Source organism: Parundibacterium terreum, from assembly GCF_014636315.1.
GTDB lineage: Bacteria > Pseudomonadota > Gammaproteobacteria > Burkholderiales > Burkholderiaceae_D > Undibacterium > Undibacterium terreum.
In genome coordinates this window covers 294,723-308,085 of sequence record NZ_BMED01000002.1, presented here as the reverse complement: position 1 = coordinate 308,085, position 13,363 = coordinate 294,723, and the positions used below count along the sequence as shown (strand labels likewise).

Here is a 13,363-nt window from a genome sequence, read left to right as displayed (position 1 = left end):
GTGCTCCTTATTTGGTTTTGATATCTAACTGATTGTCGATGTTGCTCACTCCGGCGACTTGCTTGGCGACATTTTCGACGCCTGCTTTCTCTGCTTCGGAGTTAACCGGTCCGCGCAAAGTCACCGCGCCGCTCCGCACCATGATCTTGACGTTGTGCGCCATCATCGACAAAGACTTGTCATTGACAATAGCGTGGCGCACTTTCGCCAGTAGCTTGCGATCGGCGGCATTATTATTCTGTGTTTGTGGCGTAGAAGCGGCGTCGCTGCGGTCGCGAGCATTCATTTTTGAATTATCGGCGCTCGCCGACGACATTCCGGTCGCTGGCTTATTGGGTGCGCTATCTGCGGACTGGGCCAAGCATGGACCGACATAGCATAGAGTTAGCGCAATGCTGGCAATCCAATAGGGTTTTCTCATTTTTTGCCTCCTGTAATTTCCGCTTAAATCAGCGGGCAGGGCAAGAGTAGGGCGATAGGTAGCCGTGCTCTGTTCGGCAGCGAACCCTTGTGGTTGTAGGGTTTCCAGGCAATATTTAAATATCTGGAGAAAAACGGACGAAAACGCAAGCCAATTTGCGGCATTCAAATTGACCACGCTTTTTCCTGTTCAGATATAAGGCCGGGTTTATTTTTCCTGTCCTACAGAATCATTGTGTGCCACCGCACATACGCGCTTTGCTGATCTGCCGACCATGGTCATTCACCCTCAAGGAGAACTGCCATGAATTCCAAATCGCCAGACGCCATCGCCATGCTGGTTAAAGATCACAAAGAAGTCAAAGCCCTCTTTTCCGATTACGAGAAACTGTCCGACCGCGCTCCGGTGAGTAAGAAAAAAATTGCTGACAAGATTTGCCACGCGTTGACGGTTCATACCACGATTGAGGAAGAAGTGTTCTATCCAGCTGTGCGCCAGGCAATAAAGGATGGTGATTTGATGGATGAGGCTATTGTCGAGCATGCGAGCGCCAAAGAACTGATTGCACAGCTTCAGGCCATGGACCCTGGCGACGATCTGTACGACGCCAAGGTCAAAGTGCTTTCCGAACAGATTGAACATCACGTCGGTGAAGAAGAGGGTGACATGTTCCCTAAAACAAGAAAGACCGATCTGGATCTGGTGGCGCTCGGCAGGCAAATGCTGGAGCGCCGCGAGGAAATCGAATCCGTCGTATAGCGGGCATAGAAGGCATCTTCATTTTCGCCCATTTCGCCCCAAGTGGCGTCCATTTAAACACTGCGCCCAGGAGTAAGTAATGGCCCAAGATAAATTGCAAAAAAAAAGCAGCAAGGTAGTTTCCAAGTCTGCGACAACAAACAGTATTTCAGAGATACAGCCTGGTAACGGCGGAGAGTTGCACCAGATCGGCAGTATTGATCAGCCAGAACTGACGACCAATCAGGGAACACCGATAGCGGATAACCAAAATTCTCTGAAGAGCAATCCGCGGGGCCCAACCTTGCTGGAAGATTTTATCCTCAGAGAAAAAATCACCCACTTTGATCATGAACGCATTCCTGAGCGCATAGTGCATGCAAGGGGTACCGGCATCCACGGTTTTTTTGAATTGAAAAAATCTCTCAAGAAATATACCAAGGCAAAAATCCTGACCGAGGTGGGTGTTCAGACGCCGTTATTTACGCGATTCTCCACCGTTGCCGGCGGTTCCGGTTCATCCGATACTCCCAGGGACGTACGTGGATTTGCTGTCAAATTCTATACCAAGGAAGGGAACTGGGATTTGGTGGGAAACAATATTCCGGTGTTCTTTATCCAGGATGCCATCAAGTTTCCGGATCTGGTGCATGCGGTCAAGATGGAGCCGGATCGTGGTTTTCCGCAGGCTGCAACAGCCCACGACACGTTTTGGGATTTTATCTCCCTGACGCCGGAAGCGATGCATATGGTCATGTGGATCATGTCGGACAGGACCTTGCCGCGCTCATTGAGGATGATGGAAGGATTCGGCATCCATAGCTTCCGCCTCCTTAATGACGCAGGCGAGTCCACGTTTGTGAAATTCCACTGGCGGCCCAAACTGGGCTTGCAATCCACTATCTGGGACGAAACCGTCAAAATAGCCGGAGCCGACCCGGATTTTCATAGGCGTGACATGTTCGAGGCCATCAGCGCCGGGGCTTTCCCGGAATGGGAACTGGCCGTACAGCTATTTACGCAGGAGGAGGCAGACAGGTTTCCGTTTGATCACCTGGACGCAACAAAGCTGATACCGGAAGAATTGGTCCCGCTGCAAGTGATAGGGCGGATGGTACTGAACCGCTGGCCAGACAACTTCTTTGCAGAGACCGAACAAGTTGCTTTTTGCCCTTCGCACATTATTCCAGGCATTGATTTTTCCAATGATCCCTTACTTCAGGGGCGATTGTTTTCTTATCTGGATACGCAGTTATCCCGCCTGGGTTCGCCTAATTTTCATCAAATCCCTGTCAATGTGCCCAAATGTCCGTTCGCAAACCATCAGCGCGATGGCCATATGCAGATGGCACAACCGACCGGCAGGGTTGCCTACGAACCGAATTCACTGTCTCCTCAATCTCCGCGGGAAACTCCCACACATGGTTTTTCCAGCGTAGCTGTACAAGAAAGCGGCAACAAAGGACGGATTCGGCCGGAAAGCTTTGCTGATCACTATAGCCAGGCTCGCCAGTTCTATCGCAGCCAACTGGCAGTTGAGCAGGCGCACATCTGTGCTGCACTCGTATTTGAATTGTCCAAAGTAGAGCACCCCCATATCCGAGAGGCAATGGTCGGCCACCTGGTGCATATCGATGTGCATCTGGCGCAGCGAGTAGCGGATGGCCTGGGCTTGGTCCAAGTACCGCCTCCACCGCGTGCTGCGGTAGATACCAAGGATTTTGAGCCTTCGCCGGCCCTGCAGTTAATAGGCAAGATGAAAGATACGCTGCAAGGGCGTGTGGTCGGAATTCTTGCCGTGGAAGGTTCTGACAGAAAGGCGATTGATGCAGTGAGGAAAAAAACAGTGGCGGCAGGGGCGAGCGTGAAAATTGTGTCTCTTAAAATCGCTGCCATCAAGCTAAGTGATGGCAGCGATTTGAAAGTTGATTCCCAATTGGCAGGAACGCCTTCCGTCATGTTCGATGCGATTGCCGTCATTCTCCCGGGTTCATCGGAGAAATTGTCCAAAGAGCCCGCTGCCCTGCAGTTTATCCGGGATGCTTATACCCATTTGAAAGCCATTGCCGTTGACGATGGGGGTAAGGTTTTGCTGAAGGCCGCAGGAATCAAGAAAGACATTGGGATTATTGACGCGGAAGCGGTAGATGATTTCATCCGTGAAGCAAAGACACGGCAATGGTCGCGCGAAGCTAAAGTTTGATACTTGTAACCCGTGTGTGCTAGCGCATAGAGCTGGGGAGAGTACTCGCACTACTATTTAGTGCCGCCGCTGGCCGTGGCAAATCGGAATTTGCTGCTTTTGTCCGGCGGCTATTTTATTACTGAACAATCTGAATAGGGGCAGCACTATGCAAAGAACAGTTGCAGAGCTTTTGGTCCATACCTTGCATCAAGTAGGTGTACGTCACATATTCGGTGTCGTCGGCGATGCCTTGAATCCCTTGACGGAAGCGATACGCACGCAGAGGGATATCCAGTGGATAGGCGTGCGGCATGAAGAAGGCGCGGCCTTGGCTGCGGCGGGGCAAGCCAAGTTGACCGGCGAGCTGGCAGTCTGCTGCGGCACTACTGGCCCTGGCGCAAACCACCTGATTGCCGGCCTGTATGAAGCGCACAAGGATCATGCTCCCGTGCTGGCAATCTCCGGTGGCGTGCCGGCAACGCAGCGCGGCAATGATTATCTGCAGGAAAACTCCCCCGATTTGCTGTTTCGTGACGTCGCTGTGTACACGCAGACGCTGGCCAGCCCGGATCAGGCGGCCCATGTATTTCACCAGGCGATCGCCCGTGCCTATGGCATGCGCGGCGTCTCCCATATCAATATTCCGCCGGAAGTATTCAAGGCGATGACCAAGGGCCAGATACTCAGCTTGCCCACTTTGCGCCAGGTATCCGAAACTGCGGCTGCAGTTGCCGACGTGGCAGAGGCGTTGCACTTGATTGCGGGCGCAAAAAAAATTGCCATCTTTGCCGGTGATGGTTGCCGCTCATCAATCCGGCTGGTACTGCAACTGGCTGAACGTCTGCAGGCGCCGGTCATGCATACCTTCCGCGCGAAGGATATGGTGTCTTATGCCCATCCGTATTGGATAGGCGGAGTCGGCTTGATCGGCGGAGCGCCAGGTGTTGATGCCTTGAAGGACGCGGATCTGGTGTTGATGCTGGGTTCCGATTATCCGTATTCGGAATTCCTGCCTGAGCACGGCAACGTCATACAGATCGATACGCGCGCAGAAATCCTGGGCCGCCGGACCGGCGTCAAGCTGGGTATACGGGGTTCGGTAGGGCCTACGATTGCACAGTTGCTGTTGCAACTTCCTCAGCGGGAGGAAAAAGATTTTTTATTACGCGTCAATGGCGATCGGGAAAACTGGGATGCGATGCTGGATAAGAAAGCCAAGCGCCGGGATGATGCGCAGGCGATCAATCCGGAAGCGGTGGTACGTGCGGTCAGCGACAAGCTGGAAAGCGATGCCACTGTTGTCATTGATACCGGCGTCGTTACTCTATGGTGCGGCAACTGGCTGCGCCAGAGCGGCCAGCAAAGATTGCTGGCGTCGTTCAATAATGCGGCGGTCGGCACCAGCCTCGGGCAGGCGAATGGCGTGCAAATACTGAATCGGGAGAAACAGGTGGTCGTCGCAGTTGGCGATGGAGGTTTTACGATGCTGCTGGGAGAATTCATGACCAGCGTTGAACATAGATTGCCGATCAAGGTCATTGTCTTCAATAACCGCGAATGGGGGCTGGTGCATCTGGAGATGGAAGAGGCTGGCCTGCCGGCCTACAAAGGCAGCGAATTTCCCAATATCGATTTTGCGGCCTATGCGCAGGCTTGCGGCGCGCAGGGTTTTACAGTCAGAAAAACCTCCGAGCTGGACAATGGCTTGCAGCAATTGCTCAGTGCACCCGGCCCAGCGATATTGAATGTGTTTATAGATCCGGCAGAGCTGCCCAGCATGCCGCATATCAAGGCAGAGCAGATTTGGCGCTTTGGCTTGGCCCGTGCAAAAGAAATGCTGCTATCTATAGGCGGTAAGCGTTAGTCCATAGTCTTTAGTAAATGTTTTCAATCAAGGAGGAAGCATGTCTATTTCAGAATCCAGGGAAAATCCGGAAAACTCCACGCAAGTGGCCAGTGAGCGGCAAAAGGAAATCCAGCGCGAGCAAGACAGCAAGGATGTGAAAAGCGCTGAGCAACCGCAGGCCAAGGGGGCGGAAAAGCAAAAGAAAGCGGTGCAAACCAGTGCGATAGAACGTCCATCTCCTCCTTTTCCGTCGCAACATCTGGAAAAGCCCAGCCATGAGTCGGAAATGGAACTGAAGCCTCAATTTATGGCGGAGGCTTATAAGGGCAGTGAAAAATTGAAAGACGCCGTGACCATCATCACCGGCGGCGATTCCGGTATAGGCCGTGCGGTGGCCGTGCTGTTTGCCCGCGAGGGAGCAGATGTGGCCATTATTTATCTGAACGAACATGACGATGCGGAAAAGACGCGGCGGTACGTAGAAGCGGAAGGGCGGGAGTGCCTGCTGATACCCGGCGACGTCAAAGATTCTGCTTTTTGCAAGATGGCTGTGCAGCAGGTGGTAGACAAATTCGGCAAGCTGGACGTGCTGGTCAACAATGCGGCTTTCCAGGAGCATGCGGAATCGCTACTGGACCTGACCGAAGAACGCTTTGACGAGACCATGAAAACCAATGTATATGGCTACTTCCACATGGCAAAGGCCGCCATTCCTTTCTTGCGCAAGGGCGCATCCATTATCAACACCGGGTCGGTAACCGGTTTGCATGGAAGCAAGGAGCTGTTGGATTATTCCACTACCAAGGGCGCGATTCATGCTTTTACCAAGTCGCTTGCTTCCAATTTGCTGGATCAAGGCATCCGTGTCAATGCGGTAGCGCCGGGACCGGTATGGACGCCATTGAACCCGGCGGATAAATCCAGCCAGGATATTAGCCAGTTTGGCGCCGACGTGGATATGCGCCGCCCTGCGCAGCCTGAAGAAATATCGCCGGCATATGTGTACCTGGCTTCGTCTATCTGTTCCAGTTATGTGACCGGCATTGTGTTGCCGATCACCGGCAGCGTGGGATGAAGAGAACGCGCGTAGTTGATTCGATTCGCTAAATGAGAATTCATCGGGAGACTTGCATGACTGAGCCACGCATGGGGCAAGCCCCAGAAAAACTGCAAAGGGATGAGTTCCATATGGAATTTAAGCGTTCATTCGTTGATCCCAGCTTTGACAGTGTTCGCACCGAGATACAAAAGATTGAGGAAGTGGCATGGTCAAATTACGCCAACTCCCACAAAGCACCAGTTACCGCCAAGGCTGGTCCGGGATTTGTCGATCCTGAATACGAACTCTCGGTGGAGTGGCGGGTGACGCGCGATAAATTAATAGCAGCCGAGGTAAAGCAAAAAAAGCAGACCACTCCGTCAAGAGTATTGCTGATCTGTGCTTCTGCCCGCAATGACGGCACTTGTCCTGGTGAAATGTCCAAGTCGTTTCGGCTGATCAAGATCGCTAGCGAAATTTTACAAGATGCCGACATGGAGATAGACGTGCTGGACCTCAGCACCTTGACATCTGCCTACGATAAACACATCTATCCCTGCAAAGCCTGTGTGTCCACCGCCATGCCGCTTTGCCATTGGCCTTGCAGTTGCTATCCCAATCATGGGCTGCGGCAAAGCCACGACTGGATGGCGGAAATTTACGAGAAGTGGGTCGCGGCCCATGCCGTCATTATCATGACACCGGTCTATTGGTATCAGACCCCCGGCGTTCTGAAACAGATGATAGACCGGCTGGTATGCGCGGACGGCGGCAATCCCGACCCCACCTCCACATCGGGCAAGGATGCAAAGAAGGCAAAAGAACTGGAACTGAAGGGTTGGCCTTACCCCAAGCATCTGGCTGGCCGAGTATATGGCCTGGTAGTACATGGGGATGTGGCCGGCATAGAGGGCGTAAGGCGAGGTTTGTCTGACTGGCTGGACTGGATGGGCTTGATTGATGCTGGACCCTTATCGCGGCTGGACAGGTTCATTGGCTACTACGAGTCCTACGCGGAGAGCCATGAGACTCTGGATAAGGATTTAATGGTGCAGGAAGAAGTTCGCAACGTGGCTAGGGCTGTTGCATGTGCGGTCGGTGAATTGAGGCTAGGTATTTTGTCCGTCCCAGATGCATCGGTCGAAAAGCCTCGCCCCAAATAATCATCCTGTTTTGCTATTACCTATGGCAATTACTGCATCGTCTGCGACGACAAAAATTTGCTCATCCGTTTGGCGCGTAATGGTATAGCCGCCGGTAAATGAGCCAAAAGAAGGCAGGATGGCGCGGCCGGCGCCAAATACAAAGCAGGGCAGGCGCAATGACTCATTTCTGCCGCTAAGCCGGTAGGCAGGGTGCACATGGCCTGCCAGTACATAGGCATTTGTGGTTACGCTGGGATGATGGCAAAAGGCAAAGGGTTGCATGACGGCGGGTTCATCCACGATACGAAAGTTCAGGTCGGCAGGCGGATCGCCGGCTCTCAAATCATGATTGCCGCGCACCAGCGTCATTACCAGCCTGGAGTGACGGACTCTCCACGCGGACAGTGCAAGCATCGTTGATACCGCCGGGTTGGGGCCGTGCAGGAAATCACCCAGAAACACGATATGCTCAATATCGTAGGAAGTGATCAGCGTATCCAGAATGTGCAGATTTTCGGACGTGGTTCCGCGCGGCACAGGTATGCCTAAAGTGCGGAAGGAAGCCGCTTTTCCAAAGTGGACATCCGCTACAATCAATGTGCGTTCACGCGGCCAATAAATCGCCTTCTGCGGCAACAGCAGCAATAGTTCCCCGGCTATACTCAGCTCGCAGGCATTCATGGCGTGGCGGCTTTCTCAAGTTCGCGCAACAGGCGGCCAACCCGGTCCGAGAGTTTTTCCGTGCTCAGCTTTTCTCTGAACCGCTCGACCATCAACGGGAAGGCAAATGGTGTCGCTCTAGGCAATTGCGTGAACGCGATGCGACGGCCCTGCAGTTCCTGCAGCGTGTTGCGCAGGCGAACCAGCTCCAGTTCCTGCTCCAGAACTTCTGTTTGCGCCTGTGTCAATAGCAGGTTACCGGCATCATGTTTGCGGAACACTTCGAAAAACAGGCTGGATGAAGCTTGTAGCTGGCGGTTGGATTTCGGTTGCCCCGGGTAGCCCTGGAATACCAATCCGGCGATGCGGGCTATTTCCCTGAAGCGGCGCTGGGAAAGTTCGGTGGCATTCAGGCTGGCCAGCACATCTTCCAGCAGGTGATCAATGCTGAAGAGCGCTACCTCACTACCGTTTTCACCCCGGAAGAAAGACATCCAGTCCACCGCCTCCGGCGCCAGCAGCTCGAAGCCATAGTCATTGAAAGCAAAGGAAAAAGTATTCGCTTTTTCTTTCGCGACCCGATACGCGATCAATGAGGCCAGGCCCGCATGCACCGCGCGGCCACCAAAAGGATACATGAAGAGGTGATAGCCTTCCCTGCTATGCAAGCTTTCTATCAACAGGGTTTCCGCGGTAGGCAGAGCAGACCAGTGCTGCTGGATATCCAGCAGCGGCTTTAGCGCACGCATCTCCGGCCCTTTAAATTCATCATTGGAGGCCAGGCGCAATTGTTCCAGCGCGGCGTGTGCCAGCTCTGACGACAATGGCATTTTCCCGCCTTGCCATCTGGGCACTGCGCCTTTGCTTCCAGTAGCCCGCTTGACATAGGCAGTCATTTCATAAAAACGGATGAATTCCAGAATGCGGCCGCCAAAAAGAAAATGATCCCCTTTTTGCAAGCGGGAAATAAATGATTCTTCTATTGTGCCGATGCGACCGCCAGTCAGAAATTTGACGTTCACGCTGGCCTCCGACACGATGGTGCCTATGCTCATGCGATGCCTGCGCCCCAATGCGATATCGGGTACGCGGTAAACTCCGTCTTCATCCGGCAAGACGCGGCGGTACTCCGGATAGACAGTCAGGCTTTGGCCGCCCCTGGCGACAAAGTCCAGTGCCCATTGCCATTCTTCCTCAGTCAAATTTCTATAAGAGTAGGCGTTTTTGACTTCTGCATACAATTCTTCTGAACGAAACCCTCCGCCCAGCGCTACCGTGACCAAGTGCTGAACCAGCACATCCAGCGGTTTTTCCGGTACCTGCCGCGCTTCTATCTGGCGCAGCGCGACCGCTTGCTTGGCGCCAGCCGCTTCGAGCAATTCCAGACTGTGGGTGGGAACAAGGGGCACCCGCGAGATGCGCCCAGGCGCATGGCCGCTGCGCCCGGCCCTTTGCAATAACCGCGCCACGCCGCGTGCGCTTCCAATTTGTAATACGCGCTCTACCGGCAGGAAATCCACGCCAAGATCCAGGCTGGAGGTGCAGACGACTGCTTTCAGTTGTCCTGATTTTAAGCCCTGCTCGACCCATTCCCGTACTTCCTTGGCCAGGGAGCCGTGATGCAGTGCAATGAGGCCAGCCCAGTCAGGTCGGGCGTTCAGCAGGTTTTGGTACCAGATTTCTGCCTGCGAACGCGTGTTTGTAAAAACCAATGTAGTGCTATTTGACTCTATTTCCCGTATCACCGCGGGCAGCATTTGTATGCCGAGGTGCCCAGCCCAGGGGAAGCGCGCGATATGCTCCGGTATCAGGGTATCCACCTTGATCTGCTTACTCTTTTCGCCCTGCACGAGTATGCCCTGGCCCGTGCCCAGCAAGGCGTTCTGGGCCTGTTGCAAGTTGCCCAGGGTGGCAGACAAACCCCATGTCAGCAACATGGGGTTCCAGTGGCGCAGCCGGGCAATGGCAAGCTGTGTCTGCACTCCGCGCTTGTTGCCCATCAGTTCATGCCATTCATCGACGATGATCATGTCCAAAGATGCAAACTGGCTCTGTGCATCCGCCTTGCTCAGCATAAGTGACAGGCTTTCAGGCGTGGTGATCAGCACTGAGGGAAGTGCTTTTGCCTGGCGACTTCGCTCCGCCGAACTCGTATCGCCTGTGCGGGTAGCAATGGACCAGGCCGGGCGCAATTCTGCCAGAGGCATTTCCAGCGCCTTTAATGTATCGTTTGCCAGGGCCCGCATAGGCGTGATCCACAGCACGCGCAAACTGGCTTTTTCCCGCTTTGAGGCTTTCTTAGCCATGGAGCGCAGCAATGCGCCAAACCATACCGCATAGGTTTTTCCAGAGCCGGTGCTGGCGTGCAGCAAGCCGGATTGTCCGGTGGCGATTGCTTTCCAGACCTGGCGCTGGAATGGAAAAATTTTCCATCCGCGCGTGGAGAACCAGGATTTGACGGTCTCACTCGCTAAGCTCATCGGCATCGGTCGCCAGCAGGGATTTTAGATTGTCCAGAGTATCCGCTTCTTCTATCGTTTTGTCTTCGCGCCGCCGCAAGATACGGGGAAAACGGACCGCGACACCGGCCTTATGACGGCTTGACAGCGCAATGCCTTCAAAGCCCAGCTCAAACACCATACTGGGCGTGACGCTGCGGACGGGCCCAAACTTTTCGACCGTGGTTTTTCGTATCACGCTATCCACTTCCGCAATTTCGGCATCCGTGAGGCCGGAGTAGGCTTTGGCGAAAGGCACCAACTTACGGCTGCTTGCGTCATTGCCATCCCACACGGCGAAGGTGTAATCAGTATATAAAGAAGCGCGGCGACCATGGCCGCTCTGCGCGTAGATCAATACTGCGTCTATGGTGTAGGGATCAATTTTCCACTTCCACCAGGTGCCTACATTCTTTGTGCGGCCTACACCATATTCGGCGTTCGCCGCTTTCAGCATCATTCCCTCTACGCCGCGGCTGCGCGAAGCCAGCCGCATATCAGCCAGCTCACTCCAATCGGTAGCGACCAGCACAGGAGAAATTTTAAGCACAGCGGCATCCACCATTGTCACCAGACCTTCCAGTAGCGCGCGACGCTCCCGCTGCGGCAAGTGCCGGATGTCTTTGCCCTCCAGCTCCAATACATCATAAGCCAGCAGTACCGCCGGCAGCTCTTCCAGCAATTTCTTCGACAAGGTCTTTCGGCCTATGCGTTTTTGCAAATCAGAAAAAGGTGCGGGGTTCAGGCCAGTCCAGATTAGAATCTCGCCATCAATCACCGTCCCTTCCGGCAGGCTGATGCCGGCTATTTCAGGGAAACGTTCGGTAATCAAGTCTTCTCCGCGTGACCATAAAAACGTCTGGCTGTCGCGGCGTACTAGTTGGGCGCGTATGCCGTCGTATTTCCATTCTGCCTGCCAGTTTTGTATATCACCAAGGGCTTCCGGTGCGGCAGCCAACTGGTGGGCTAGAAAGAAAGGGTAGGGCTGGCCACCTCGCGCTTGCTGCTCGCTGTCTGACTTCGGGCTGATTAGTTGCAGGAAGCCGGCCGCGGTAGGGGAGCTTCGGCCATCCGTCCATCCCATCAGCCGCTGGGCCAATAATTTACTATCCACGCCGGCTATTTCCCCCAGCGCGCGCGTGACGAGCAATTTGGAAACGCCTACCCGGAAGCTGCCGCCTATCAGCTTTACGAGCAAAAAGCGTTCTCGCGTGGTCAAATCTTCCCAATAGGAAAACAGTGCAGCGCGCACTGTTTCCGGCGCTGCTCCACGCAAAGGCGCAATTCTTTGCAGCATCCATTCGGCCAGGCCCAGACGACTGTGCACCTTCGGCGGGGGCAGGATATGCGAGATCGTTTCGGCAAGGTCGCCCACCGCGTTGTAGCATTCTTCAAACAGCCATTCAGGCAGCCCTGCATACTCTATCGCACATTGCCGCAACAGTTTGGTCGGTACCGCCTGGCGCGGTTTTCCTCCGGCGAGGAAGTACACTGCCCATGCCGCGTTCTCTGGCGCAGCCTGGCGAAAGTACTGTTTCAGGGCTTCCACTTTGCGCAGGGTGGATGTGGTCTCATCCAGTTCGGCATACAGGTCGGCAAATTCATGCATGGCCGGGCCTGTTGTCAGTATCGTCAACGCTTTTCGTGGTTTCAGCGACCTTGGGAACTTCGGCGGGATTTTCCTCATCGCCATATTCAGTATCAAAGCCTCCGGCCTGCAAGCCTTGTTCCTGTAAAAAGCGCACCATGCTCGGTATCGAGCCATGCGTAACAATCACGCGGCCGGCGCCGGTTGCCTGGATGGCTTGCATGAGTCCGGGCCAGTCTGCGTGGTCGGACAGCACAAATCCGCGATCTACACCGCGCCGGCGGCGCGCGCCACGCAACTGCATCCAGCCGCTGGCGAATGCATCGCTATAATCGCCAAAACGCTTGATCCAGGGGGAGTTGCCAGCAGAAGGAGGAGCAATCACGATAGCTTGTTTCAGTTCAGATTTATCATGAATCTCGTCCACCATTTTTGTCGGTGGCAGGACAATGCCGGCGTCTCTGTAAATCTGATTCAGTGCCTGCACCGCGCCGTGACAAACAATGCTGCCTATGCTGCTGTCCAGCCCGTGCAGGATACGCTGCGCTTTTCCGAATGAATAACAAAACAGCACACTGGTCCGCCCTTCCTCTTTATTGCGCGACCACCAGCGATTGATGTCCTGATAAATTTCCTGCTGCGCCTGCCAGCGATAAATGGGTAGCCCAAAAGTGGATTCGGTGATGAAGGTGTCGCAACGCACTGGTTCAAAAGCTGTACAGGTTCCGTCCGCCTCTAGCTTGTAGTCACCGGAAGCGACCCAAATTTCACCCTTGTACTCTAGCCGGACTTGCGCGGAACCTAGCACATGGCCGGCCGGATGAAGTGAAATGCAGACCCCGTTGTGAATTAGCTCTTGCCCATAGGGCAGGCCTTCGATATTGATTTCGCCCAAGCGTGACTTGAGAATTCCGACGCCGGCTGCGGCTGTCAAGTAATGTTGATGACCGATACGCGCGTGGTCAGAATGAGCATGGGTAATGATTGCACGTGACACAGGGCGCCAGGGATCAATGTAAAAATCTCCCGGCTCACAGTAAAGTCCCTCAGGGCGTACAGTCACGAGCTCTGTCATTTTGTTTTCAATCGATTGAAAACCTATTAAAACCTTGAACAGCGCGGTGATCCGTTAAGTAGCGTACTTTCCAAGGCCCTTGCTTGCGGTTTCTGCCTGCCTCCATCTGTACTCTGGCCGAAACCTCGGAAGCGTGTTTATCTATGGTACTGGCTGTTTGCCGTTTTG

10 protein-coding genes are annotated in these 13,363 nt (G+C 54.2%); 5 read left to right on the top strand and 5 right to left on the bottom strand.

Annotated features, from left to right (window positions below; translation table 11 throughout):
- Positions 1–7: 7 nt before the first annotated feature.
- Positions 8–598 carry a BON domain-containing protein gene (locus tag IEW12_RS28815; RefSeq protein ID WP_229751034.1) on the bottom strand — a complete coding sequence of 197 codons (591 nt, stop codon included), beginning with the start codon at positions 596–598 and terminating at the stop codon, positions 8–10.
- 126 nt (positions 599–724) lie between these two features.
- Between IEW12_RS28815 and IEW12_RS10385 the strand changes: the two genes are divergently transcribed.
- The 5 genes from IEW12_RS10385 to IEW12_RS10365 all read left to right on the top strand — a co-directional run bounded on the left by IEW12_RS10385 (position 725) and on the right by IEW12_RS10365 (position 7,392).
- Positions 725–1,180 carry a hemerythrin domain-containing protein gene (locus IEW12_RS10385; protein WP_188565988.1) on the top strand — a complete coding sequence of 152 codons (456 nt, stop codon included), beginning with the start codon at positions 725–727 and terminating at the stop codon, positions 1,178–1,180.
- 79 nt (positions 1,181–1,259) lie between these two features.
- Positions 1,260–3,362, top strand: coding sequence for a catalase (locus IEW12_RS10380; protein ID WP_188565987.1), 2,103 nt, complete (start codon positions 1,260–1,262; stop codon positions 3,360–3,362).
- A 148-nt stretch (positions 3,363–3,510) separates the two neighbouring features.
- Entirely contained in the window at positions 3,511–5,208 is a 1,698-nt protein-coding gene (locus IEW12_RS10375; RefSeq protein WP_188565986.1) for a thiamine pyrophosphate-binding protein, read from the top strand.
- 40 nt (positions 5,209–5,248) lie between these two features.
- On the top strand, positions 5,249–6,265 hold the full coding sequence (locus IEW12_RS10370; RefSeq protein ID WP_188565985.1) for an SDR family oxidoreductase: 1,017 nt from the start codon (positions 5,249–5,251) through the stop codon (positions 6,263–6,265).
- 56 nt (positions 6,266–6,321) lie between these two features.
- Positions 6,322–7,392, top strand: coding sequence for a flavodoxin family protein (locus IEW12_RS10365; protein ID WP_188565984.1), 1,071 nt, complete (start codon positions 6,322–6,324; stop codon positions 7,390–7,392).
- Here IEW12_RS10365 and pdeM read toward each other — a convergent pair whose 3' ends face one another.
- The 4 genes from pdeM to IEW12_RS10345 are packed head-to-tail and all read right to left on the bottom strand — an operon-like array spanning position 7,393 to position 13,195.
- On the bottom strand, positions 7,393–8,055 hold the full coding sequence (pdeM, locus tag IEW12_RS10360) for a ligase-associated DNA damage response endonuclease PdeM (protein WP_188565983.1): 663 nt from the start codon (positions 8,053–8,055) through the stop codon (positions 7,393–7,395).
- Positions 8,052–10,514: a ligase-associated DNA damage response DEXH box helicase gene (locus tag IEW12_RS10355; RefSeq protein WP_188565982.1), complete on the bottom strand. Its 2,463-nt coding sequence runs from the start codon at positions 10,512–10,514 to the stop codon at positions 8,052–8,054. Before IEW12_RS10355 ends, pdeM begins: the two co-directional genes overlap by 4 nt.
- Positions 10,498–12,141: an ATP-dependent DNA ligase gene (locus IEW12_RS10350; RefSeq protein WP_188566777.1), complete on the bottom strand. Its 1,644-nt coding sequence runs from the start codon at positions 12,139–12,141 to the stop codon at positions 10,498–10,500. Before IEW12_RS10350 ends, IEW12_RS10355 begins: the two co-directional genes overlap by 17 nt.
- Positions 12,134–13,195 carry a ligase-associated DNA damage response exonuclease gene (locus tag IEW12_RS10345; RefSeq protein WP_188565981.1) on the bottom strand — a complete coding sequence of 354 codons (1,062 nt, stop codon included), beginning with the start codon at positions 13,193–13,195 and terminating at the stop codon, positions 12,134–12,136. The genes IEW12_RS10350 and IEW12_RS10345 overlap by 8 nt, the downstream gene beginning before the upstream one ends.
- Positions 13,196–13,363: the final 168 nt, after the last annotated feature.